The sequence below is a fragment of the Pseudomonas saudimassiliensis genome, assembly GCF_000939975.1.
In the GTDB taxonomy this organism is placed as follows: domain Bacteria; phylum Pseudomonadota; class Gammaproteobacteria; order Pseudomonadales; family Pseudomonadaceae; genus Halopseudomonas; species Halopseudomonas saudimassiliensis.
Genome location: NZ_LK391969.1, coordinates 1905953 through 1928425 on the forward strand (window position 1 = coordinate 1905953; position 22473 = coordinate 1928425).

Consider the following 22473-nt stretch of genomic DNA (forward strand, 5'->3'; position numbering starts at 1 on the left):
GTTCCTTTTGCGAGAGTATTTCGGGAGGGGCTGGCTTTAACTGCCTATCACCCGGCCATCCTCATGGGTGATAACGACCGTGGTGGAGCGTGGGCGACTGCGGCCATCGCTGGCGGGGTAGCTGATACCGGGGTGCTGGACGTTGATCCACAGGGTGCGATAGTCCGGCGTCCAGGTGATGCCGGTAATTTCCGCACCCCGTGGACCGACCAGAAAGCGCCGCACCTCGCGACTCTGCGGGTCGGCGCAGAGCAACTGGTTGCAACCGGTGTTGACCGTGTGGGTGGCTTCGTCATCGGAGTCAGTCTGAATCCACAGGCGGCCGTCACCATCGAAGGCCAGCCCGTCGGGGGAGGAGAAGATGTCGCCCTGGATAGTGCCGATCAGGTTAGCCGGCAGCGGCTGGCCGTCGGCACCGGTCGCCCCCGGCTGGTCACCGGCGAGCAGGAACAGATCCCACTCGAAGGTGGTGGCGGTCGGATCGCCGCCCGCTTCACGCCAGCGCAGGATCTGCCCGTGCTGGTTGTCCGGTCGCGGGTTGGCGGCATCCAGCGGCAGGCGCTCGCCACGCTCCCGGTTATTGGTCAGGGTGACATACACCTCCCGGGTCAGGGGATGTACCGCCACCCATTCCGGGCGATCCATCGGCGTCGCGCCAAGCTGGTCGGCGGCGCCCCGGGCATTGAGCAGTACCGCCTGCTGATCGGCAAAGCCGTTGGCCGGTGTCAGCCCCTGCTCGCCCCAGATCAAGGGTAGCCATTGGCCGCTGCCGTCCTCGTCGAAGCGCGCGGCGTACAGGGTGCCGCTGTCCAGCAGATCGCGACTGGCGGCGGGGTTGGCCGGATCATGGCGACCGTCGGGGACGAACTTCCACACATACTCGCCCCGGGCGTCGTCACCGGAATAGACCGCCATGCGTCCGTCGTCGTCCAGCGTGACCACCGAGCATTCCCGGCCCAGCCGCCCCATGGCGGTGCGTTTGATCGGCGTACTGTCCGGGTTGAACGGATCAATCTCGACCACCCAGCCGAAGCGGTGCGGCTCGTTGACATGACCCTGGTGCGGCTGCTGTTCATCCGGAGTGGCGTCGAAGCGGGGATCGACGGACTCCCAGGCGTAATAGGCGCTGCGCTGACCCTGGCCGATGCCGTAACGCTGGTGGGTCGGGCGGCTGGCGTGGTCGGCGGCGTCGCGGTTGACGAAGTAGTTGTGGAAGTTCTCTTCGCAGGTCAGGTAGGTGCCCCAGGGAGTGACGCCCATGGAGCAGTTATTCAACGTGCCGAGCACCCGGGTACCGCTTGGGTCGCTGGCGGTGCGCATACGCGGATCACCGGCCAGCGGGCCGCTGAGAAGCATGGGCGTCATGGCGGTGATGCGCCGGTGGTAGCGCGAGCCTGCTACCCGCCGCCACTGGCCGTCGGCCTCCCGGCGGATTTCCAGCACGCTGACACCATGGGCGGCCTGTTCCTTGCGCACCTGCGCCAGCGGGCGCTGGCGCCGCCCATCGGCCAGGTCGGTGTAGCTGAAGCCATTGGAATGCAGGGTGGGGTTGATGTACTCGTGGTTGATCACCAGCAGTCCATGGCTATTGGGTGCGTCGTCGAAGGGAAAAAAATGCATGCCGTCGTGGTTATCGCCCGCCTGCAGCAGTTGCGCCTGCCAGTCCTGGGAAGCGTCCTCCTGCCAGGGCGGGGCATGGTCCAGTACCGCATCGCCCCAGCGGAGGAAGGGCTCGGCGCGGTAGCCGGCGGCGACCAGGACGCGGTCAAAATCCGCGCCGGTCTGCGCCGCCACGCCGCTGAAGCCCAGCAACGGACTGGCCGCTGGTAGCGTGCCGGGAGCCGGGCGCTGGCACCCCGCCAGACTGGTACCGAACAGACCGAAGGCCGCCAGTGCCAGCCCGCCCTTGAGCACCTGCCGGCGGCTGCGATTGATGATGCTGTCCAGGTCGGCGGCCTCGCTCGGGTTGAGCCGGCGATCGTCCACCGCCTGCAGGTCGGCGTGATAGTGCTGGAATTTCTGTCTCATGCTTTGCTCGTCATTGAATGCGATAGCGAAAGGTATTGCGTACATCGGCTACGGCGACCCGCTCCCCGTTGACCGTCCGCGGTTGGTAGCGGAAGGATTTGGCTGCGGCCAGTGAGGGGCGGACAAACAGCGGGTCGTCGCAGGCCCCTTCGACTACCTCGGGATCCCTGACACGACCTTCTTCGGTAACCGTGTAGGTCACCGTGCAGTCACCCTCCAACCCGCGATCCAGCGCCCGACGGGGATAGGCCGGCGGCTTCTTGCTGATTGGCTGGTACTGGGCGATCGCGGCCGCTTCGGCGGCGCGGCGTGCAGCTTCGGCCGCCAAGCGCTGCTGTTCCGCCTGGGCACGTTGTTCGGCCTCACGTTGCTGCTGTTCCTGCTGCGCCCGGGCTTGCTGCCGTTGCCTTTCGTGCTCCTGTTCCCGCTCTTGCCGTTGCCGCTGTTCGGCCAGGCGCTGCTGTTCCTCGCGCTCGCGTTGCTGTTGTTCAGCCAGCCGCTTGCGCGCGATCTCAGCCTGATCCACCTGCGGCTCAGGCGGCGCTGGCGGTGCTGCCTCCACCACCGGCTCGGGTAGCGGTTCGGGCTTGATAATCGGCGGGGCGGGAGGCTCCGGGGCTGGGTGCGGCAGGGTGACCAGCTGCATGACCATCACCGACGGCGGTGCGCTGGCTGGCGGCTCGGGTGACCAACTGCTGTAGAGCATCCAGAAGGCCCCGCCGTGCAGCAGCACTGTGGCCGCCGCGGGCAGCAGCCAGCTCTGGGCGCGGTGGGCCGGGCGTGGAGGGTTGGATGGGGTCGACGTGTGCATGCCTCAGGGGGCCTCGGTAATCAGGCTCAATCGGGTGATGCCGCCCTGTTGCAGAGCGGCCATGCCTTCGATCACAGCGCCGTAATCGGCCGAGCGGTCGGCACGAATGAAGACCTGGGTCTCGGGTCGGGCGGTGACCAGCGCGCTGATACGCTGGCGCATGTCTGCCAGCGAGCTGCTGCTGTGCGCATAGTCCTCGGTGTCGACGGTGTCGCCCTCGTTCCAATGGTACTGGCCACCTTCGTCGATCGACAGGGTGACAATATTGAGCGGATCTTCATTGGCCAGCGCCTCGCTGGCCACCTTGGGCAGTTCGATCTGCACACCCTGGGTGAGCATCGGTGCGGTTACCATGAAGATCACCAGCAATACCAGCATCACGTCGATATAGGGCACCACGTTCATTTCCGCGTTGGGCCGGAGCGTTCTACGGGCGGGGCGCATGGCTCAGTTCCCCGCCCGGTTATGCAGGCGCCGGTGCAAAATGGTCGAAAACTCCTCGGCGAAGCTGTAGTAGCGGTTGATCAGCCCTTCGCTGCGGGCGGCGAAGCGGTTGTAGGCAATCACCGCGGGAATTGCCGCGAACAGGCCGATGGCCGTGGCAATCAGGGCCTCGGCAATACCCGGCGCGACCGCCGCCAGCGTCGCCTGCTCGGTCTGCGACAGGCCGATAAAGGAATTCATGATGCCCCATACCGTGCCGAACAGGCCGATATAGGGGCTCACCGAGCCGACCGTGGCGAGGAAGGGCAGGTGCTTCTGCAGACGCTCCTGTTCCTGGGCAATGGCCACGCGCATGGCCATCTGCACGCCCTCCATCACCGCCTCCGGCTCGCTTTCCTGCCGCTGGGTGTGGGCGAATTCATGGTAGCCGGCATGGAAGATGCCGGCTATGCCCGGACAGTCGGCTTGCTGGGCCTGGTACAGCTGCCCGAGGTCGGTGTCCTTGGCCCGGAAGCGCTGTTCAAAGCGCATCAGTGAGCGGCGGGCGGCGGCCATCAGGCTGCTGCGCTGGATGATCAGGAACCAGGAGATCAGCGAGGCGAGCACCAGCGTCAGCATTACCAGCTGTACCAGCAGGCTGGCTTCGGCAATCAGTGACCAGGGCGACATGTTGGGGGTGGTTGGCATGGGTCTGTTCCTCAATCCAGTTGCAGTGCGTCGGCAATGCTCTGCCAGGGCACGTATTTGTAGTTCTGGTTGCCTTCCGGCATGCGTTTGCGGCCGTCCTGCACCATCAGCATCCCTGCGCTCCAGGGGTCGCCGAGGTTGGCGGAGGTCACCTCCAGCCCGTCGGTCTCGGACACCCCGTCGATGCCCAGCTCCGCATTCAGACCAATGCGGAAGCTGCCGCGCAGGGCGAAGGGCGGCTCGGCGTCGGTGACCACGTAGCTGTCGTTGCCCTGGCTGGAAATCACCAGATAGGGGTGGTCGGGGTGTTGGTACAGGGCCAGGCCTTCGATATCGGCCTCGATCGGGCCGCCGACGCCGATCACCCGGGTCATCTCGGTGGAGGCATCCTCGCCGGCCTCCAGCGCCCATACCGCTTCGCCTTCTTCGCCAATGAACAAGCGCTGGCGCTGGTTATCCACGACGCAGCCCTCCGGCTGGCTGGTGACGGAGAATTCGCGCACCAGCTCGCCGCGTGCTTCGCCGCTGCGGCCATCCAGCCGGTATTGCAGGAAGCGGCCGTTCTTGTCGTTGGCGATGGCATAGATGCGGCCATCTGCGGCCTGGCCCATGCACAAGCCGTAGATTTCCTCCAGCGGTGTGGCGATCTGGCCCAGATCGCGCAGGCCACCGGCGACCGGGTCGATGCCAAACAACTGCAGGCTGTTGTGATCCCGATTGCTGGCCACGGCCAGGTCGAGCTGCTGTTCGCCCAGCTGAAAGCCGCTGCGCACGTCCACGTTGTTCAGCCGGCCGACGTTCAGGTACTGCAATTGCTTGCCCTGCAGGTCGTAAACAGCCAGGCCATTACGCTTGTCGGTGCCCAGCACGCGGGACTGGGCAGGGTTGGTGGGGTGCAGCCAGATGGCCGGATCGTCGGCGGCATCACCGACACTGGGTACCGGTTCGGTCTGCACCAGCGGTGATAGCACCGGCAGAGGCGCGCTGTGGGTCAGCTTCGTCTCGGGCCAGTCGATGCGGCTCTGGTACAGCCGACCGTCGTCACCATCCAATATCAGCAGTTCGATCTGGCCGTTGGCGGTACGCGCCGCCAGCCGCTCCGGCTCGACGGTGCCTTCCAACGCCAAGGGTGCAAGCGGGTTCCAACCATCCGCTGTCACACGGTAGCTGTGCAGTTGGCGGGCGTCGGCATCCAGCGCCAGCAGGCCGCCCGGTACCGCAGCCAGACCGGCGACCTGTTCCTGCAGCGTGCCGAAGGGTTTGAGCATGTCCACCGGCTGGCGGCCCAGCTCCGCTTCGGGATGGGCGCCGTAGGCCCAGATGCCGATGCTTTCTTCGTTGACGTACAGCAGATGCTGCTGCTCATCCACCGCGCAATGCTCGGCTTCCGGCGGAAGACCCAGGCTGCGTACATGGGCGGGTTGATCCAGCAACTGACGAGCAGAACCGACCAGCCACTGATCGCCCTGGCCTTCCTCACCGATGATGAACAGGTGCAGGTTGCTGGCATCATCACGGTACAGGCACAGATTCTCGATGCGGTAGTCGCTGCTCGGCAGCACCAGTTTCCGGCGTACGGTCAGGTTGTCGCTGTCGGCTTGCAGCAGGATCGGTTGCTGCAGGGCGGTGTCGGTGGTGGCGATCAGGAGTTGCTCATCCAGTACCCGGGCATCCAGGGTGCTGAAGTTGCCGGGGTGCTGGCTCAGTCTCTGGCCACTGTCATCCAGCAGCCAGAGGCCATCGGCGTCAGCGGCCAGGCGCTGGCCGTTGTCCAGCAGCAGCCAGGATTCGGCGCTCTGGGCAGCAGTGGGCGACCAGTTCTGCAGAGGGGCGCCCTGTACACTGCGGGCGTGATTGGCGTCTGGCTGTTCGGCGGCTACTGCCGCGCTGCGCGGCGGGGTAGCCTCGCCGGAACAGGCGCCGAGCAGGCCGGATAACAGCAGTGCGGCCAGGGGTGTCAGGCAAAATCGGGGTTGCATGGGTAGTCCTTGGGCAGAGAGCGGGAAGGCGCGGCGGGCCGGCCGCGCCGGCCGATCAGAAGTGGGTCAGGGTCAGGCCGATCTTGTAGCTGGGGCCGTATTCCTCGTACTGGCTGTTGTAACGGCGCTTGCCGGTGTAGACGTAGTAGGACTCATCGGTGAGGTTCTGCGCCTCGAAGAACAGCTGCAGGTTGTCGCGCAGGAAGTAGCTGGCGCTGAAGTCGACAAACAGCTGGTCATCCACCTTGTAGTCGTAGCGCGAATCCAGCACATCACCGACTTCGGTCAGGTAGTTGGATTTGTAGTTGGTCGACAGGCGCAGGCTCACCTGGTCGTTTTCCCAGCCGACTGTCAGGTTGCCGGTCACGTCGGACTGGCCGGGCAGGCGGATGCTGCGGCTGCGCATGGCACCCAGGTCCTGGTCGAACTGCTCGATGTCCGCATCCGAATGGGTGAACGTGGTGTTGGCATTCACCAGCAGGCCGTTCCAGGGGGCCGGCAGCCAGCTGAATTTCTGCGAATAGGCCAGCTCCAGGCCATAGACCTCGGCGCTGCCGCCATTGACCGAGGTGATTGCCTCACTGAAGCCGATATAGTCCCCGGTGCCGGCGACATCGGCGCTATAGATGAAGTTGTCGATGTCCTTGTAGAACAGGAAAGCCGATACCGCGCCGGCGCGGCCCATGTAGTGCTCGATGCCGAGGTCGAAGTTGGCAGACTCCAGCGGCTTCAGGTCGGGATTGCCGAACTCCGCCTCATCACCGTCCAGCAGGAAACCGGGGAACAACTGACCGAAGGTGGGGCGCACCACCGTATTGGTCCAGGCAGCGCGAAGCTGGGTCTGGTCGTTGAGCTGGTAGATGGCGTGCAGGCCGGGCAGCCAATGGTCGTACTTGTTGCTGGTATTGCTGGCGCTGAATTCGCCATCGGTCAAACCGGTGCCACGGGCCTTCAGGCGGGTGCCCTCGTAGCGCAGGCCGGCGATGATGCGCAGGTCATCGATATCCAGGGTGTTCATCAGGTAGGCGGCGTTGATGTCTTCCTCGATGTTGAAGTCGTTGATCCGCGACTCCTCCTCATCGTAGAAGTCGGCGCGATCCAGTCCGCTGATCAGGTCCTTCACCGCCCGGTCGGAGATCCTTGGGCCCATGCGGCCGAGACCGTAATCGGTGGTGCCACGGTCGAAGCGCGACAGGCTCAGCTGCTCATCAGTAAAACCCAGCTCGTCAAAATCCTCATAGACCCAGATATCCAGGTCGCTGTCCTTTTCCCGGCGGCTCAGCTTGCCGCCAAACGCCAGCTGCGACGGCATGCCGCTCAGGTAGAAGTCCCGGGTCAGGTCGAGTTTGATGTTCTTCTCAGTGTCGGTGGTCTTCTGCTTTTCCCATTCCACTTCGGTGAGGGTGAAGTTGTTGGGATCATGCAGGTCCGGCCCGCCGCGCAGTCGCGGTTTGCGACCGCCGCCGTAGCCGATGCCGGCAAAGTCGTCGTTGCCCTCGAAGGCGGCGTTACCGATACCGCCCGGGCTGTCCTCCCCGGCCTTGCTGTAACCGGCCTGGGCGCTGACGCCCCAGTCACCGAGTTGGCGCTTGCCACCGAATACGAAGCTCTTGACCTCCTGGGTCTCCTCACGGGCCTTGAGTTCACGGGTGACTTCCGCGTCGCCGAACTCCCCGGCCAGCTGCGGATCGGCAAACTCGGTAACCAGCCCCTGGCGGACTTCATCGTCCTTGAAGCGGCTGTACAGGGTACGCAACCAGACTTCGCTGTGGTCGTCAGGGCGATAATCCAGGTTGAGACCGAACCCGGTACGCTCCCGGGTGATGTCGTAGCGACGTTGCTCGAGTTCCTCCAGCCGGGCCTCATCATCGAAGTCCCAGGCGCCGCCGGTCTCGACGTTATCCGAACCGAACTCCCGCTCCTGCCAGCTGAAGGCGGTGGCGATACCGAAGTTGTCCACCCCCTCGCCGATGCTGAAGCGGTTGCTGAAGGCGCCGGACAACTTGGGGCTGTTCTGGCTGGTGTTCTCGTCGTGGCTGCCCTCGGCGCTGAGACTGTAGAACAGACCGTCATGGTCGAAGGCAGACAGGCTTTCCACCTCGATGGTGCCGCCGAGGGAGTTGGCATCCATGTCCGGGGTCAGGGTCTTGACCACGGACAGCGACTGCACCAGTTCGCTGGGCAACACGTCCATGGCTACCGCGCGGCGGTCATCCTCCGGCGCGGGCACCAAGGTGCCGTTGATGGTCACGCTGTTGAGATCAGAGCCGAGACCGCGCACCCGCACGAAGCGGCCCTCACCCTGGTCGCGCTCGACCGACAGGCCGGGAATGCGCTGCAGTGCCTCGGCGGCATTGTCATCCGGCAATTGGCCGATGGCGTCGGCATGCACCACGCTCTTGATGGTGTTGGCCCGGCGCTGATCATCCAACGCCTGCTCCAGCTGTGCCGCCTGGCCGATAACCTCGACCACTTCCGGCTGTTGGGTTTGGGCGGCCAGCGAGGTGCTGGCGGTAATGGCCAGCGCCAGTGCGCTGAGGCGCAGGCTGCTGCTCCGGATGCTGACATCTTGCACAGACATGGTGATCTCCCTGGATGGATGCGGCCTCTGCCGGGCCGTGCTGGGAGGAACCTTAGGGAGGGCAGATGTCAGTTCCGTGACGGTTCTGGGGTGAATGGGCGCTAATGGCGGCGATCATGGCGAGTAAGGGTGGGGTTTGAGCTGATTTGACTGTGGCGGAGACCTCCTGCAGGGCGCTCAGCGCGCGAATACGGGCTCGATACGGTAATCCAGCTCTGTGGTGGCATATGGCTTGAGCTGATATGACCCCGGCGCTGCAATCGGATTGTCATCAACCGCTGTTTAGCTGATGGGCAAGCAAGGAGACACGCCCATGCCATCCACCTTCGCCCTGCATCGTTTCAAGCTCGCCGGCCTGCTAATTGCCGCCAACGCGGGGCTGCTGCTGCACTTGCTCGCCGGTGAAGGCAAGCCGGTAGCCGCCTGGAACTGGCTGGATATTGCCGGGGAAGGCGGTTCGGCGGTGCTGCTGCTGATCTGGATCGGTCTGCTGCTCAAGAGTCGCCCCGCCGGCCGGGTAACCAGCCTGCTGTTTCTGGGGTTGGCCTGCCTGTTCTTCAGCCTGTTCATGGACATGGTCGACGAGTTCGTCGCTATGCCCGATGCGGTGCGCTGGGATGGCTGGCTGGAGTCGGGGCCCATGCCCGTCGGATTCACCCTGTTGACCCTGGGCATTTTTCACTGGCATCGGGAACAGCTGGCGATCAACGAGCAGATGCGTAATCGCGAGCGGCTGTACCGTGAGCATCGCCAGTTCGACAAGTTGACGCCGTTGGGCGACGCCCGTTATCTGCGCGCCCAATTGCAATCCATGCTGGCCGAGGCCAGGGCGCAACACCAGCCGCTGTCGCTGATCATGCTGGACATGAATGCGTTCAACCGGGTCAATCGAGAATACGGCCAGGCAGAAGGGGATCGGGTGCTGCAGGTGCTGACCCAACTGCTGCTGCTCAATCTGCGCCAGCACGATCTGCTGTGCCGGCTGGCGGGGGATCGCTTTGTAGTGATCCTGCCGCATACGGGCGAACGGCAGGCAAGGTTGCTGGCGGCCGAGCTGGCCGAGGCGGTGGACAGCCTGGCCTACAAGAGCAGTGGCCAGGGCGAACGTATCGAGTTGTCCGCCAGTACGGTGGCGCTGATGGCCCGGAATGAAGAGGCGGAGCCGCTGCTGGAGCGGCTGAATATTGCCATGGCCCGGGCCAAGCACAGCCTGACGGTGCGGTATGGATAGCCCCCGGCGCAGCGGCTGGCTGGAGTGCGACACGCGCTTCATGGCGGCGCATTACCAGCCCGCCAGCCTGATCGACCTGGCGCTGGGCCGGGGCGTCAATGCCCACCGGCTACTGCAGGGAACCGGGCTCTTTCATGAGGACATCCTTGCCGGCAATCAGCGGATCGCCCCCCGCCAGTTCTTGCGGCTGATCGGCAATGTACAGCAGCAGATGCCGGCGGACGACACCAGCTTCCTGCTCGGCCATCAATGGCTACCCGGACACTATGGCGCAGCCAGTCACGCGCTGGCCCATGCCGCCAATCTTGAAGAGGCGCTGCATCGGTTGGTGCAGCTGCAACCGTTATTGCTACCGCTGCTGCGCCTGCGGCTGCGGGTGGATGAAGAGCACCTCTGGCTGGACTGGGGCGACAGCTTCGGTGCCGGTGCGCAGCGGGTATTCCTGATCGAAGCCGCCATGGCCGCGGTCGCCGGCATGACCCGCTGGCTATCCGCCGAGCGCCTGCCCTGGGTGTTCCATCTGCGCCACGCACAGCCGCGCTACAGCGAGCAGTACTGGGTTCATCTGGGCGAGCAATTGCGCTTTGCCAGCCCGCTGGATCAGATGTCGCTGCCCCGGGAGTTCCTCTACCGGCCCTGGCCCAACGCCTCAGCCACCGCCGGCCAGGTCGCGGAGCGGGAAGGATTGGCCATGCTCGCGGCCCTGCCGGCGCCACTCAGCCTGCTCGACCACCTGCATGACCATCTGCGTGAACGGATTCGCCACCCGCTGCGACTGGAGAACACTGCTGAGGCCTTTGCCATGAGCCCGGCCACCCTCAAGCGCAAGCTGCACAAGCACGGTACCGGTTTTCAGGAGCAGCTGGATCTGGCCCGCTCCAGCGTAGCGCTGGAGCTGTATCAGAGCCGGGGTTATTCCAGCGAAGAGGTGGCCGACTACCTCAACTTCACCGACCGTGCCAACTTCCGCCGCTCCCTGCGCCGCTGGACCGGTCTGCTGCCGGGGGAGCTGCAGCGTTGGCTGGCCGGCGGACAGTAGTACCCTGGCGCTACCCGGTGGGGCTGGTCGATTCGGCATCCCGACCCGGCCGTCAATTACCCAGCCGCTGACTCCAGTAGCCCGCGCTCAACCACTGCGGCCAATCGCGCCCGGCTTCCAGTTGCCGCAGGTAATGGCTGCCGCCCAGTTGCCGGGCCTGGCGGCGGATCCAGTTGCTGCGCTGCAGGGCATGGGCCGGTGGGCGGGCGGCGCTCCAGCGCCGCGGGTTGGGCAGGACAGCGGCCAATTGCGCCGCCTGCTGGTCGGACAGCCTGCCCGGCGCTACACCGAAGTGGTGCTCGGCCGCAGCGGCGGCGCCAAACACGCCGTCATCCCATTCGACGATATTCAGGTACACCTCGAGAATCCGCTGCTTGGGCCAGAGTGTCTCGATGGCCAGGGTGAACCAGGCTTCCAATCCCTTGCGCGGCCAACTGCGGCCGGACCAGAGGAACAGGTTCTTGCTCACCTGCTGGCTGAGGGTGCTGGCGCCGCGCAGGTTGCCGCCGCGCTGGTTGTGCTTCAGCGCCGCGCGGATGGCCTGGATATCGAAGCCATGGTGCTCGGCAAAGCGCTGGTCTTCCGCGGCGATGACCGCCATCTTGAGGTTGTCGGGCAGGTCCCGGTAGGGCGTCCAGCGCTGTTGCAGTGCGAACTGCTGATTGCCTCGCGCCTCGAACCAGCGTTCGACCATCAGCATCGAGCCGGGCACCGGTACCCAACGGAACAGGATCACCGGCAGTAGGCTGAGCAACAGGAGGATCAGCAGCCATTTGGCGGTCTTGCGCAAAATCGTCTTCAATGGTGTGCTCGTCTGCCTATTGAAAGCGGTGAGGTAGAATGTGCCGCAGTATAAACCCATCGCGAGGGAGTCTTCATTGATGGTCAAGATCCTGTTGTTGCTGGCATCGCTCAGCGGTTTCACCGGTGTGGCGCTGGGCGCCTTTGCTGCCCATGCGCTGCGCAGCCGGTTGCCGGAAAAGATGCTGGGCGTGTTTCAGACCGGAGTGCAGTATCAACTGTGGCACACCGCAGCGCTGATCGGGGTGGCCCTGCTGCTGTTGCGCTGGCCTGAAAGTGCGCTGTTCAAGGCCTCCGGGGTGTTGTTTGTGGTCGGTATACTGCTGTTTTCCGGCAGCTTGTATCTGATGACCCTTGGCGGCCTGCGGCTGGGCATCGTCACGCCCATCGGCGGGGTGTGCTTTCTGGCGGCCTGGGTGTGTTTCGGCATCGGTGTGTGGCGGTCGGTGGGTTGACCCTGGCCACTGCCCGGCATTAGGCAGGGCTGCCTGTTTCACGCTATCATTCCCGGCCTGATTCCTGAATTCATCGAGTTGTTCCATGCAGATCCAACTGAATGGCAAAGCCCATCCTCTCGATTCCTCCATCAGCCTGGCCGACCTGGTCGAGCACCTGGGATTGACCGGCAAGCGACTGGCCGTCGAGCTGAATCTGGAGATCGTGCCGCGCAGTCAGTATGCCGACACACGTCTGAACGACGGTGACCGGGTTGAAATCGTCCATGCCATTGGCGGCGGCTAGCCGCAGCGGAGATACCCATGACAGATATGCAGCAAGACGCGCTGGAAATTGCCGGCGTTCGTTACCGTTCCCGTCTTCTGGTCGGTACCGGCAAATACAAGGACATGGACGAAACGCGGGAGGCCATCGAGGCGTCCGGTGCGGAGATTGTCACGGTAGCCATTCGCCGCACCAATATCGGCCAGAATCCCGGTGAGCCCAACCTGCTCGACGTGATTCCGCCGGATCGTTACACCATCCTGCCGAACACCGCCGGCTGCTTCACCGCCGAGGACGCTGTGCGCACCTGTCGCCTGGCCCGCGAGCTGCTGGATGGCCGCAACCTGGTCAAGCTGGAAGTGCTGGCCGACCAGAAGACCCTGTTCCCCAACGTGGTGGAAACCATCAAGGCCGCCGAAGTGCTGGTCAAGGATGGCTTCGATGTCATGGTCTACACCAGTGACGACCCGATCATCGCCCGGCAACTGGCGGAGATCGGCTGCGTGGCGGTCATGCCGCTGGCTGGCCTGATCGGGTCGGGCCTGGGCATCTGCAACCCCTACAACCTGCGCATCATCCTCGAAGAGGCCACCGTGCCGGTGTTGGTGGATGCCGGTGTCGGTACTGCCTCGGATGCCACCATCGCCATGGAGCTGGGCTGTGCCGGGGTGCTGATGAACACCGCCATCGCCGGGGCGCAGAAGCCGGTGCTGATGGCCGAGGCCATGAAGCACGCGGTCATCGCAGGTCGCGGCGCCTACCTGGCCGGACGCATGCCGCGCCGCCTCTACGCTGCTGCCTCCTCACCGCTGGAAGGAACCTTTGTCGGCAATGAATGAGATCAACGATAGCCGGGAAGCGGACGAGCGGGGCGGAGCGGACGAGGCGCAGCCGCGCCGCACCATCCGCAGTTTCGTCATGCGTGCCGGGCGCATGACCGAGGGTCAGCAGCGTGGCGTCGAAAAGGGCTGGCCGCGGTTCGGGCTGACCCTGGCCGATGGCCTGCTGGACCTGGATCAGGTATTCGGTCGCCAGGCGCCGCGGACCCTGGAAATCGGCTTCGGCATGGGGCACTCCCTGCTGGAGATGGCCCAGGCCGCGCCGGAGCAGGATTTTATCGGCATCGAGGTGCACCGCCCGGGTGTGGGAGCGTTGCTCAATGGGCTGCTCAATGCCGGGCTGGATAATGTGCGGGTGTATGACTGCGACGCCATCGAAGTGCTGAACCAGGCCATCCCCGACGCCAGCCTGGATCGTTTGCTGCTGTTCTTTCCCGACCCCTGGCACAAGAAGAAGCACAACAAGCGGCGTATCGTGCAGCCGGCCTTTGCCGAGCTGGTGCGGCGCAAGCTGAAGATCGGCGGTGTGCTGCACATGGCCACCGACTGGGAGCATTACGCCGAGCATATGCTTGAAGTGATGAGCGCAGCGCCCGGTTACCGCAACCAGGCCGCCGATGGCTCCTTTGTTCCTCGTCCGGAAGAACGCCCGATCACCAAGTTCGAGAGGCGCGGCGAGCGGCTCGGGCACGGGGTCTGGGACCTGAAGTTCGAGCGGGTCGACTGAATACGTAGCGCGCCCGCGCTACGTCCCCTGGGAAGGACGAGCACCAGCTCGTCCACCGTGCTGCCCAGGACACTGTCGCTGCTGCGCGGGCCAATAACGACCCGTGATGCTCGACGTTCCCAGCAGACTCGACAACCGGCGGGTATCCGCCGCGCCTATGACCCTACATAGCAGTTACCAAGAGTAATGGCCGCCGCCGGCCACGCTACCTACACTGGCTTGCATTCAGAACAACGTCTGTGGAGCCCCTCATGCAATTCGAAACCCTCGATTATCAGGTGCAGGACGGCGTCCTGACCCTGACCCTCAACCGTCCCGAGCGGATGAACGCCTTCAATGGTCCGATGCGTCGTGAACTGATCGCCGCCTTTGATGCCGCCGATGCCGATGATGCCGTGCGGGTGATCATTGTCACCGGTGCCGGCCGGGCCTTCTGCGCCGGTGCGGACCTGGAAAAGGGTGGCGACACCTTCAACCGCCACACCCGCACCGACCAGCCGGAAGGGGCGGACCTGCGTGACGGCGGCGGGACTGTCTCGCTGCGCATCTATGAATGCACCAAGCCGGTGATCGGCGCCTTCAATGGCGCGGCGGTCGGCGTCGGGGTCACCATGACCCTGCCGATGGACATCCGCCTGGCTTCCACCAACGCCAAGTTCGGCTTCGTCTTCGCCCGCCGGGGTATCACCATGGAAGCCTGCTCAAGCTGGTTCCTGCCCCGTCTGGTCGGCCCGATGCAGGCCGCCGAATGGGTCTATACCGGACGCGTGTTCGGTGCGGAGGAAGCGCTCAAGGGTGGCTTGGTCCGCAGCATCCACGAGCCCGACGAGCTGCTGCCGGCGGCCTACGCCCTGGCCCGCGAGATTGCCGACAATACGTCGCCCATGTCGGCGCTGCTCAATCGGCAACTGATGTGGCGCATGCTCGGTGCCGACCATCCGATGGAAGCGCACAAGGTCGACTCGCGGGCGATCGCCTTCATGGGCGAGTCCGAGGATGCGAAGGAGGGCGTGCGTTCCTTCCTGGAGAAACGCGCCCCCGAGTTCAAGCTCAGCCCCAGCCAGGATCAACCGGACTTCTATCCCTGGTGGGACGAGCGGCCCTTCGAGTAATCAGCGCTCGACCAGCAAACGCTCCAGCGCCGCACGCTGCTCCGGTGGGATGGGGCAGGCGCGGTTGCTGGCGCGCTCGACAAACACGTGCACGAAGCGCCCCGCCGCGCAGGCATCGGCAACCCCTGCCTTGAACACCGCCAGCTCGTAATGCACCGAGCTGTTACCCAGCTTCGCCACCCGCACGCCGACTTCGATCAGCTCGGGAAAGGCCACCGGCGCAAAGTAGTCGCAGCCGGAACTGACCACAAACGCCACCTGCTCCCCCTGGTGGATATCCAGCCCGCCCTCGTTGATCAACCAGCTGTTCACTGCGCTGTCGAAGAAGGCGTAGTAGGTGACATTGTTGATATGGCCATAGAGATCATTGTCGTGCCAGCGGGTGGTGATCGGGTGGAGGTAGGGATAGTCGCTGCGTTGGGGTCGGGTGGTCATGTTGCGGTTCTCAGATTCAATGAAGGGCCGATCGCGGCCCGGCCGGTCGCGGCCCGGCCGAATTCCATTCCGGCCGGTAGGTCGGCGCCACGCACGGGTATGTTCCCCTGGGAGCATCGAGCGATGCGCGGAGTATCCAGGCACGCTAAGGTACGAGCTGGTGCTCGAACCTCCCAGAAACCCCGGCTGATGGATCTACTCAATACGCCTGCCGATAGATCGCCAGTGCATCCGCCTCGGTGATCTCCCGCGGGTTATTCACCAGCAGCCGCTGTTGCTGCATGGCATCCCTGGCCAGCATCTCCAGGCTGTCTTCCGGTACGCCGGCGTCACGCAGGCGGCTGGGCAGGTTGCAGCGCGGGCTCAGCTGGGACAGCGCGGTAATCAGTTGGTCCGTCAGGCTGGCCGCATCGCCGGGCTGGCAATCCGGTACCAGCAGCGGCGCCAGTTCCGCGTACAGCGCTTGCGCCGCGGGGGCGTTGAAAGCGATCACGCTGGGCAGCACCAAGGCGTTGGACAGCCCGTGGGGAATGTGGAAGTGTCCGCCCAGCGGGTAGGCCAGGGCATGCACGGCAGCGACCGGCGCGTTGGCGAACGCCTGGCCGGCCAGCAGCGAGCCGAGCAGCATGGCTTGGCGCGCCTGGCGATTGCCACCGTTGTGTACCGCTTCATCCAGGTTGCCGGCGAGCAGCCGCAGCGCTTCGCGGGCAAGCATATCGGATAGCGGGTTCTTCTTCAGTTTGCTGGTATAGGCTTCGATGGCATGGACCATGGCGTCGATCCCGGTAGCCGCGGTGACCGCGGGCGGCAGGCCCAGGGTCAGTTCGGCATCCAGCACGGCCAGGTCGGGCAGCAGCAAGGGCGAGACTACGCCGGTCTTGGTGGTTTCCCCCGTGGTGATAATGGCGATCTGGGTCACCTCCGAGCCGGTACCGGCGGTGGTGGGCACCTGGATCAGCGGCAGCCGCGGGCCGCGGGCCTTGTCCACCCCATAGATGTCGGGGAGGCTCTGGTGGCAGTGGGGATGGGCCAGCAGGGCGACCAGCTTGGCCACATCCATGGAACTGCCCCCGCCGAAGCCGATGATCAGTTGTGCATTCATTGCCTGGGCCTGGTGGGCAGCGGCGAAAACCACGGTTTCCGGCGGATCGGCCAGCACCTGGTCGAACACCTCGACGCTCATGCCGGTCTCGGCGAAGCCCGGCAATACATCCCCCAGCAGCCCCAGTCGGGTAATGCCGGGGTCGGTGACGATCAACACCCGTTGCGCATCCCGCTCCCGGCACAGTTGCGCCAGGCGACTGGCGGCGCCGGTTTCGCAGAGGATACGGGCGGTGGTGGCGAAGCTGAAGGATGACATGGGCACCTCGTGGTCACGGACGAATCAGACTGACCATTTACTCTAGGGGTGCGCACGCTCGGCAGCAAGCGCAAGCGGGACAGATTGGGTGTTGTGAATGCTTACCCATCGCCGCAGCGCGAAGCCGACAGCCGCTGAGACTGAACCTGCAGGAGCGGCGCCTCGCCGCGGTCGGCGGGCGCCGGAGAATCCCCCAAGTGCCGGCAAACGCTAGAGAAACATCTCCAGAAGATCATTGAGAAACAGTCGGCCCTGCTCGGTGGGCCGCAACTGCTGCTGCCAGGGCTCGAGCAGGCCGCGCTCCACGGCCCGGTCGAGCAGGGGCGCGATGGCAGTAAGGGGCTGGCCGGTCCGTTGCTGATACCAGGCACTGGGCACGCCATCGACCAGGCGCAGGGCGTTCATCAGGAAGTCGAAAGGAATCTCCGCAGCGCCGAGGATCTTGTTGCCGGCGCGGTAGGCCTTGTCGGGGTTCAGGTAATCCTTGGGCTGGCGGGTCTTCCAGTAGCGCTCGATGCGACCATCGGCATGGGTCAGCTTGCCATGGGCGCCGGCGCCGATGCCGATGAAATCGCCGTACTGCCAGTAGTTGAGATTATGCCGGGCGCGGCGGTTATCGCGGGCGTAGGCCGAGATCTCGTACTGGGCATAACCGGTCTCGGCCAGGCGCGCCTGGCCGGCTTCCTGGATGTCCCACAGCACCTCGTCCTCCGGCAGGGTCGGCGGGCGCGAATAGAACACGGTGTTGGGTTCCAGCGTCAGTTGATACCAGGACAGGTGCTCCGGCCCCAGGGCAATGGCCTGATTGATATCGGCCAGCGCCTGCTCCAGGGTCTGCTGCGGCAGGCCATGCATCAGGTCCAGGTTGAGGTTGTCGAAGCCCGCCCGGCGCGCCATGTCCACTGCGGCCAAGGCCTCGCGATCGTCGTGGATACGCCCGAGCGCCTTCAGGTGGGTGGGGTTGAAGCTCTGGATGCCGATCGACAGGCGATTGATGCCGGCGGCGCGGTAATCATGGAACTTGGCTTGCTCGAAGGTCCCCGGGTTGGCCTCCAGGGTGATCTCGATGTCACTGGCAAAGCGCAGCCGCTGCTGCATGGCTTCCAGCAGGCGACCAAGGCTGGCCGCGGAGAACAGGCTCGGTGTGCCACCGCCGAAGAAGATCGACACCAGTTCGCGCCCGGCGGTATCCGGCAGATCCTGTTCCAGATCGGCGATCAGCGCATCGATGTACTCGGCTTCCGGCAGGCCGCTGTCGAAGGTGTGCGAATTGAAGTCGCAGTACGGGCATTTGCGCACGCACCAGGGGATATGCACATAGGCCGCCAGCGGCGGCAATGATGCTTGTAGCTGTTTCACACCAACCCCAACCGCTGGCGCAGCACTGCCATGGCCCGGGCGCGGTGGCTCAGCTGGTTCTTCTGCTCGGCGGGCAGCTCGGCGCTGGAGACGCCCAGCTCCGGTACCAGGAACAGCGGGTCGTAACCGAAGCCATGCTCGCCCTGCGCGGCATGCAGGATGCGCCCTTCCCAGGCGCCCTCGCAGATGATCGGGACCGGATCGTCGGCATGGCGCACCAGCGCCAGGGCGCAGATGAAGCGCGCGCCGCGCTGCTCGTCCGGCACATCCTGCAAGGCGGCCAGCAGCTTGGCATTATTGGCGGCATCACCCTGGCCGTCGGCATACCGGGCCGAGTAGATGCCGGGGGCGCCACCCAGGGCGTCCACCGCCAGCCCCGAATCATCGGCCAGCGCTGGCAGGCCCGAGGCGCGCGCCGCGTGGCGGGCCTTGAGAATGGCATTCTCGATAAAACTCAGGCCGGTTTCCTCGGCCTCTTCGCTGATGAAGTCACGCTGCGGCAATACCTCGATATGGCTGCCGAGCATGGCCTGCAGCTCCTTGAGCTTGCCGGCATTGTTGCTGGCCAGCACCAGGCGCGCGAATGGCATTGTGCGGTCACTCATCGGGATGGAACTCCTGCTGGAAGCGCAGGGTATGCACCGGCGCGCCCTCATCGGCCTGCACCCGCACCTCGAACTGCAGCAGCCCACGCTGGCCGGCGCTGTAGTTGGCCACAAAATAGATGGCGTCCTGCTCCTGGATGCGGATGAACTTGAGCGGTGTGGTCTGCTGCAGCAGGTTCTTCACCGTGCCCTCGACCCGCGCATCGACGGCCTGCGCACCCTCGGCGCTGTTGCGCTGCACGGCGATATTCACCACGCCCTGGCGCGGGCCGCGCTGCAGTCCCGCCGCGGCGGCGATCTCCGGCTGCAGGTAGGAACTGTTGAAGGTGTTGTGGTAGACCAGCAGGTCGCCGAAGCGCTGTGGACTTTGCGCCGGGCCCGACTGGGCGAAGGCGGTGGCGGAGGCGAGCATCAGCAGGCCGGCAAGCAGGATGGATTTCATGGCAGCTCCTTGTCAGCGGGTCACGCGGTAGATGGCGACTTCGCCCAGCAGGTTTGGCCACATGGCGCTCAACCTGCTGCTGCGGTGAGTCTGGTCCACTACCAGCCGATCGAGGATCCGGACCGAGCGCTCATGGCACAGGTTCTCGAAATCCTTGAAGGTGCAGAAGTGGATGTTGGGCGTGTTGTACCAAGTGTACGGCATGAACTCGGATACCGGCATGCGACCCTTGGTCCCCAGGTACAGCCGGCAGCGCCAGTGGCCGAAGTTGGGGAAGGTGAGGATGGCCTCGCGGCCGATGCGCAGCATGTCTTCGAGGATGCGATCAGGATAGTGCACCGCCTGCAGCGCCTGGGTCATGACCACGGTATCGAAACTCTGGTCTTCGAAGTTGTCCAGGCCATGGTCGAGGTTCTTGTCGATGACGTTGACGCCCCGGGCGATGCAGGTATTGATATTGTCCGGATCAATCTCCAGGCCGTAGCCGTGTACCTGCCGATGGTTCTGCAGGTAGTGCAGCAGTTCGCCCTGGCCACAGCCCAGGTCGAGCACCCGGCTGCCGGGCTGGATCCATTGCTGGATGATCTGCAAGTCTGCGCGCAGGCTCATGCGTCCACCTCGATGCGATTCATGTAACTGCTCAGGGCCTGGATATAGCGGGGGATGGGCAGCAGGAAGGCATCATGGCCCTGGGCGGCCTCGACCTCCACATAGCTGACGTCCTTGCGGGCGGCCAGCAGCGCATTGGCCAGCTCCCGCGAGCGGGCTGGCGAGAACCGCCAATCGGTACTGAAGGAGATCACCAGGCTGCGCGCGGTGACCGGCTCCAGCGCCTTGGCCAGATCGTCGCCATGGGCGCGGGCCGGATCATAGTAGTCCAGCGCCTTGGTCATCAACAGGTAGGTATTGGCGTCGAAGCGCTCGGAAAATTCCTGGCCCTGGTAGCGCAGGTAGCTCTCGACCTGGAATTCCACGGTACTGATGTCGTAGTTGAGCCGTTCGCTGCGCAGTTCCCGGCCGAATTTCTGGCCCATGGCGTCATCGGACAGGTAGGTGATATGGCCGACCATGCGCGCCAGCCCCAGGCCGCGCTTGGGGATGACGCCAAAGGCGGCGTAGTCGCCGGCATGGAAATCCGGGTCGGTGACGATCGCCTGGCGGGCCACCTCGTTGAAGGCGATATTCTGTGCCGACAGCTTGGATGCGGTGGCGATCGCCACGCAGTGACGTACCCGGTCGGGATAGTGGATCGCCCACTGCAGCGCCTGCATGCCGCCCAAGCTGCCCCCCACGACCGCGGCCCAGCACTGGATACCCAGGAGGTCGGCGAGCCGGGCCTGACTGTTGACCCAGTCCTCGACCACGATCATCGGGAAGCTGCCACCGTAGGTCTTGCCGGTCTCCGGGTCGATGCTGGAGGGCCCGGTGGAGCCGTGGCAGCCGCCGAGATTGTTCAGGCTGACCACAAAGAAGCGGTTGGTGTCGATGGCCTTGCCGGGGCCGATGCAGGCATCCCACCAGCCGGGCTTGCGGTCATCTTCGCTGTGATAGCCGGCGGCATGGTGGTGACCGGACAGCGCATGGCAAATCAGCACCGCGTTGCTGGCGCTGGCGTTCAGCTGCCCGTAGGTTTCATAGACCAGTTCATATTCCGGCAGGCTGCGCCCGCACGCCAGGGGCAGGGGCTCGGTAAATACGTGGCGCTGCGGCGAGACCAGGCCGACGGAATCAGCGGGGAATCTGGACATGGGCGTTTCTACTTTCCTGTATGAATGGAGCTGGTGCGAACTTCAGGCCTCGGCGGCGAGCGCGACGCAGGCTGTACGCTGCGTCACGCTTGCTGCCGGGTTCAGAGGGCCAGGGTAAGGCCCCGCGGCATGCCCGTGGCCATGGCCAGGTTGGTTACTACCAGCATATCCAGCAGATTCAAGGCAATGAAGGCGAAAATCGGTGACAGGTCCAGCCCGCCCATCGAGGGCAGGATGCGGCGAATCGGCGCCAGCACCGGCTCACACAGCTGGTACACCAGTACCGCGGCGGGGTTGTGGCTGTGCGGGGCCACCCAGGACAGGATCACGCTGATGATCAGGGCAAAGAAGAAGATCTTCAGGAACAGGGCGGTCACCCCCACCAGCGCCCACACCAGCAGCTGCAATATGGCGGGCAGGGCATAGCCCATCAACTTGATGATGATCGCCATGACCACCGCCTGGACGATCAGCGCCAGCACCAGCGAGGCGAAGTCTACCCCGGCAAAGCCCGGGATGACCCGGCGCAGCGGGCGCAGCAGGGGCTGGGTCGCACGCACGATGAACTGTGACAGCGGGTTGTAGAAGTCGGCCCGCACCAGCTGCAGGATGAAACGCAGCAGGACGATCAACAGGTAGAGGCTGCCCAGTGTCTGCACTATATAGATGGCGGCCATATTCAATCCGGTCATGGAGGTTCCTCAGGCGAGTTCTTTGGATAGTTCGGCGGAACGCGCGGCAGCCGCCTGCATGGCGCGGGCCACCATGCCGGGCAGGTCATCCCGGGTGAAGCTGTCGATGGCCTGCTCGGTGGTGCCGTTGGGCGAGCAGACGCGGCGGCGCAGTTCGGCGGTATCCACGTCGCTGTGCACCGCCATGTCGGCGGCGCCGAGGGCGGTGAACAGGGTCAGGCGTTCGGCGATATCCCGGGGCAGGCCCAGCTGTTCGCCGGCATCGGTCATGGCTTCCATCAGGTAGAAGAAGTAGGCCGGACCGCTGCCGGAGACCGCGGTGACGGCATCGATCTGGGCTTCCTGTTCCAGCCACAGGCTGATACCCACCGCATTCATGATCTGTTCGGCCAGTTGCTTCTGCTCAGCGGACACGCCGGCGGCAGCGAACAGGCCGCTGACGCCCTGGCCGCGCAGCGCCGGCGTGTTGGGCATGCAGCGCACCAGCGCGGTGTCGGTGCCCAGCCAGTCGGCCAGGCTGCTGCAGGCGATGCCCGCGGCAATGGAAATCACCAATTGGCCGGGCCGGCGCTGGCTGGGTAGCGCACGGCAGACCGCCTGCAGTACCTGCGGCTTGACCGCCAGTACCAGCACGTCACAGTCGCGGGCCAGCAGTGCGTTGTCGGTGGCTGTGCGGATACCGAACTGGCTGGCCAGTTTCTCCAGCTGTTCGCTGCTGCGGTCGCTGGCGATGATCTGCTGGGGCGTGAAGCTCTGCTGCAACATGCCGCCAATCAGGCTGGTGGCCATGTTGCCGGCGCCGATGAATCCGATGGTCGGGGCGGTCATGTGAT

23 protein-coding genes are annotated in these 22473 nt (G+C 64.9%); 7 read left to right on the forward strand and 16 right to left on the reverse strand.

Annotated elements, in window-relative coordinates:
* Nucleotides 1-36: 36 nt before the first annotated feature.
* The 6 genes from VG99_RS08820 to VG99_RS08845 are packed head-to-tail and all read right to left on the reverse strand — an operon-like array spanning nucleotide 37 to nucleotide 8530.
* A complete protein-coding gene (locus VG99_RS08820; protein WP_044499422.1) occupies nucleotides 37-2028 on the reverse strand; it encodes a PhoX family protein in 1992 nt (663 codons plus the stop codon).
* Nucleotides 2029-2038: 10 nt separating this feature from the next.
* Nucleotides 2039-2839, reverse strand: a complete 801-nt coding sequence (locus tag VG99_RS08825; RefSeq protein WP_044499423.1) for an energy transducer TonB — start codon at nucleotides 2837-2839, stop codon at nucleotides 2039-2041.
* A gap of 3 nt (nucleotides 2840-2842) precedes the next feature.
* Nucleotides 2843-3283 (reverse strand): protein TolR, encoded by a 441-nt coding sequence (tolR, locus tag VG99_RS08830; RefSeq protein ID WP_044499424.1) that lies wholly within the window; start codon nucleotides 3281-3283, stop codon nucleotides 2843-2845.
* Nucleotides 3284-3286: 3 nt separating this feature from the next.
* Entirely contained in the window at nucleotides 3287-3970 is a 684-nt protein-coding gene (gene tolQ / locus VG99_RS08835) for a protein TolQ (protein WP_044499425.1), read from the reverse strand.
* A gap of 11 nt (nucleotides 3971-3981) precedes the next feature.
* A complete protein-coding gene (locus VG99_RS08840) occupies nucleotides 3982-5949 on the reverse strand; it encodes a phytase (RefSeq protein WP_044499426.1) in 1968 nt (655 codons plus the stop codon).
* Nucleotides 5950-6004: 55 nt separating this feature from the next.
* Nucleotides 6005-8530, reverse strand: coding sequence for a TonB-dependent receptor (locus VG99_RS08845; RefSeq protein ID WP_044499427.1), 2526 nt, complete (start codon nucleotides 8528-8530; stop codon nucleotides 6005-6007).
* 313 nt (nucleotides 8531-8843) lie between these two features.
* On the opposite strand from VG99_RS08845, the gene VG99_RS08850 reads away from it, so the two are divergent.
* A complete protein-coding gene (locus VG99_RS08850; protein ID WP_044499428.1) occupies nucleotides 8844-9761 on the forward strand; it encodes a GGDEF domain-containing protein in 918 nt (305 codons plus the stop codon).
* Nucleotides 9754-10800 (forward strand): AraC family transcriptional regulator, encoded by a 1047-nt coding sequence (locus VG99_RS08855; protein WP_044499429.1) that lies wholly within the window; start codon nucleotides 9754-9756, stop codon nucleotides 10798-10800. Before VG99_RS08850 ends, VG99_RS08855 begins: the two co-directional genes overlap by 8 nt.
* Before the next feature lie 52 nt (nucleotides 10801-10852).
* Here the strand turns inward: VG99_RS08855 and mtgA are convergent, their stop codons facing one another.
* Nucleotides 10853-11662 carry a monofunctional biosynthetic peptidoglycan transglycosylase gene (mtgA, locus tag VG99_RS08860; RefSeq protein ID WP_044501546.1) on the reverse strand — a complete coding sequence of 270 codons (810 nt, stop codon included), beginning with the start codon at nucleotides 11660-11662 and terminating at the stop codon, nucleotides 10853-10855.
* A gap of 19 nt (nucleotides 11663-11681) precedes the next feature.
* Between mtgA and VG99_RS08865 the strand changes: the two genes are divergently transcribed.
* The 5 genes from VG99_RS08865 to VG99_RS08885 all read left to right on the forward strand — a co-directional run bounded on the left by VG99_RS08865 (nucleotide 11682) and on the right by VG99_RS08885 (nucleotide 14999).
* The gene (locus tag VG99_RS08865) at nucleotides 11682-12056 is read left to right on the forward strand and encodes a DUF423 domain-containing protein (RefSeq protein ID WP_044499430.1); all 375 of its coding nucleotides are present in this window, start codon (nucleotides 11682-11684) and stop codon (nucleotides 12054-12056) included.
* Between the two features lie 85 nt (nucleotides 12057-12141).
* A complete protein-coding gene (gene thiS / locus VG99_RS08870; RefSeq protein WP_044499431.1) occupies nucleotides 12142-12342 on the forward strand; it encodes a sulfur carrier protein ThiS in 201 nt (66 codons plus the stop codon).
* A gap of 17 nt (nucleotides 12343-12359) precedes the next feature.
* A complete protein-coding gene (locus VG99_RS08875) occupies nucleotides 12360-13160 on the forward strand; it encodes a thiazole synthase (RefSeq protein WP_044499432.1) in 801 nt (266 codons plus the stop codon).
* 79 nt (nucleotides 13161-13239) lie between these two features.
* On the forward strand, nucleotides 13240-13887 hold the full coding sequence (gene trmB / locus VG99_RS08880) for a tRNA (guanosine(46)-N7)-methyltransferase TrmB (RefSeq protein WP_239419972.1): 648 nt from the start codon (nucleotides 13240-13242) through the stop codon (nucleotides 13885-13887).
* A gap of 251 nt (nucleotides 13888-14138) precedes the next feature.
* Nucleotides 14139-14999: a crotonase/enoyl-CoA hydratase family protein gene (locus VG99_RS08885; protein WP_044499434.1), complete on the forward strand. Its 861-nt coding sequence runs from the start codon at nucleotides 14139-14141 to the stop codon at nucleotides 14997-14999.
* Here the strand turns inward: VG99_RS08885 and VG99_RS08890 are convergent, their stop codons facing one another.
* The 9 genes from VG99_RS08890 to proC all read right to left on the reverse strand — a co-directional run bounded on the left by VG99_RS08890 (nucleotide 15000) and on the right by proC (nucleotide 22468).
* Nucleotides 15000-15434, reverse strand: coding sequence for an acyl-CoA thioesterase (locus VG99_RS08890; RefSeq protein WP_044499435.1), 435 nt, complete (start codon nucleotides 15432-15434; stop codon nucleotides 15000-15002).
* Nucleotides 15435-15633: 199 nt separating this feature from the next.
* Nucleotides 15634-16794 (reverse strand): iron-containing alcohol dehydrogenase, encoded by a 1161-nt coding sequence (locus VG99_RS08895; RefSeq protein WP_044499436.1) that lies wholly within the window; start codon nucleotides 16792-16794, stop codon nucleotides 15634-15636.
* Nucleotides 16795-17004: 210 nt separating this feature from the next.
* Complete coding sequence (hemW, locus tag VG99_RS08900; protein WP_044499437.1) at nucleotides 17005-18153, reverse strand: radical SAM family heme chaperone HemW; 1149 nt, start codon at nucleotides 18151-18153, stop codon at nucleotides 17005-17007.
* Nucleotides 18150-18743: an RdgB/HAM1 family non-canonical purine NTP pyrophosphatase gene (gene rdgB, locus VG99_RS08905; protein ID WP_158023959.1), complete on the reverse strand. Its 594-nt coding sequence runs from the start codon at nucleotides 18741-18743 to the stop codon at nucleotides 18150-18152. Before rdgB ends, hemW begins: the two co-directional genes overlap by 4 nt.
* 7 nt (nucleotides 18744-18750) lie before the next feature.
* On the reverse strand, nucleotides 18751-19200 hold the full coding sequence (locus VG99_RS08910; protein ID WP_239419862.1) for a DUF4426 domain-containing protein: 450 nt from the start codon (nucleotides 19198-19200) through the stop codon (nucleotides 18751-18753).
* Nucleotides 19201-19212: 12 nt separating this feature from the next.
* Complete coding sequence (gene metW, locus VG99_RS08915) at nucleotides 19213-19803, reverse strand: methionine biosynthesis protein MetW (RefSeq protein WP_044501548.1); 591 nt, start codon at nucleotides 19801-19803, stop codon at nucleotides 19213-19215.
* A gap of 2 nt (nucleotides 19804-19805) precedes the next feature.
* Entirely contained in the window at nucleotides 19806-20948 is a 1143-nt protein-coding gene (gene metX / locus VG99_RS08920) for a homoserine O-succinyltransferase MetX (RefSeq protein ID WP_044499439.1), read from the reverse strand.
* A gap of 101 nt (nucleotides 20949-21049) precedes the next feature.
* Nucleotides 21050-21640 carry a YggT family protein gene (locus tag VG99_RS08925; RefSeq protein WP_044499440.1) on the reverse strand — a complete coding sequence of 197 codons (591 nt, stop codon included), beginning with the start codon at nucleotides 21638-21640 and terminating at the stop codon, nucleotides 21050-21052.
* A 9-nt stretch (nucleotides 21641-21649) separates the two neighbouring features.
* Nucleotides 21650-22468 carry a pyrroline-5-carboxylate reductase gene (proC, locus tag VG99_RS08930; RefSeq protein WP_044499441.1) on the reverse strand — a complete coding sequence of 273 codons (819 nt, stop codon included), beginning with the start codon at nucleotides 22466-22468 and terminating at the stop codon, nucleotides 21650-21652.
* Nucleotides 22469-22473 lie beyond the last annotated feature (5 nt).

What these genes read in the sequence shown, in the direction of transcription:
- VG99_RS08925 (WP_044499440.1), bottom strand. Translation starts at nt 21,640, where the DNA reads ATGACCGGATTGAATATGGCCGCCATCTATATAGTGCAGACACTGGGC.
- VG99_RS08825 (WP_044499423.1), bottom strand. Translation starts at nt 2,839, where the DNA reads ATGCACACGTCGACCCCATCCAACCCTCCACGCCCGGCCCACCGCGCC.
- VG99_RS08895 (WP_044499436.1), bottom strand. Translation starts at nt 16,794, where the DNA reads ATGTCATCCTTCAGCTTCGCCACCACCGCCCGTATCCTCTGCGAAACC.
- VG99_RS08820 (WP_044499422.1), bottom strand. Translation starts at nt 2,028, where the DNA reads ATGAGACAGAAATTCCAGCACTATCACGCCGACCTGCAGGCGGTGGAC.
- mtgA (WP_044501546.1), bottom strand. Translation starts at nt 11,662, where the DNA reads ATGGGTTTATACTGCGGCACATTCTACCTCACCGCTTTCAATAGGCAG.
- VG99_RS08910 (WP_239419862.1), bottom strand. Translation starts at nt 19,200, where the DNA reads ATGAAATCCATCCTGCTTGCCGGCCTGCTGATGCTCGCCTCCGCCACC.
- VG99_RS08865 (WP_044499430.1), top strand. Translation starts at nt 11,682, where the DNA reads ATGGTCAAGATCCTGTTGTTGCTGGCATCGCTCAGCGGTTTCACCGGT.
- trmB (WP_239419972.1), top strand. Translation starts at nt 13,240, where the DNA reads ATGCGTGCCGGGCGCATGACCGAGGGTCAGCAGCGTGGCGTCGAAAAG.
- VG99_RS08890 (WP_044499435.1), bottom strand. Translation starts at nt 15,434, where the DNA reads ATGACCACCCGACCCCAACGCAGCGACTATCCCTACCTCCACCCGATC.
- VG99_RS08845 (WP_044499427.1), bottom strand. Translation starts at nt 8,530, where the DNA reads ATGTCTGTGCAAGATGTCAGCATCCGGAGCAGCAGCCTGCGCCTCAGC.
- VG99_RS08885 (WP_044499434.1), top strand. Translation starts at nt 14,139, where the DNA reads ATGCAATTCGAAACCCTCGATTATCAGGTGCAGGACGGCGTCCTGACC.
- VG99_RS08875 (WP_044499432.1), top strand. Translation starts at nt 12,360, where the DNA reads ATGACAGATATGCAGCAAGACGCGCTGGAAATTGCCGGCGTTCGTTAC.
- tolQ (WP_044499425.1), bottom strand. Translation starts at nt 3,970, where the DNA reads ATGCCAACCACCCCCAACATGTCGCCCTGGTCACTGATTGCCGAAGCC.
- metX (WP_044499439.1), bottom strand. Translation starts at nt 20,948, where the DNA reads ATGTCCAGATTCCCCGCTGATTCCGTCGGCCTGGTCTCGCCGCAGCGC.
- VG99_RS08840 (WP_044499426.1), bottom strand. Translation starts at nt 5,949, where the DNA reads ATGCAACCCCGATTTTGCCTGACACCCCTGGCCGCACTGCTGTTATCC.
- tolR (WP_044499424.1), bottom strand. Translation starts at nt 3,283, where the DNA reads ATGCGCCCCGCCCGTAGAACGCTCCGGCCCAACGCGGAAATGAACGTG.
- thiS (WP_044499431.1), top strand. Translation starts at nt 12,142, where the DNA reads ATGCAGATCCAACTGAATGGCAAAGCCCATCCTCTCGATTCCTCCATC.
- VG99_RS08855 (WP_044499429.1), top strand. Translation starts at nt 9,754, where the DNA reads ATGGATAGCCCCCGGCGCAGCGGCTGGCTGGAGTGCGACACGCGCTTC.
- proC (WP_044499441.1), bottom strand. Translation starts at nt 22,468, where the DNA reads ATGACCGCCCCGACCATCGGATTCATCGGCGCCGGCAACATGGCCACC.
- rdgB (WP_158023959.1), bottom strand. Translation starts at nt 18,743, where the DNA reads ATGCCATTCGCGCGCCTGGTGCTGGCCAGCAACAATGCCGGCAAGCTC.
- VG99_RS08850 (WP_044499428.1), top strand. Translation starts at nt 8,844, where the DNA reads ATGCCATCCACCTTCGCCCTGCATCGTTTCAAGCTCGCCGGCCTGCTA.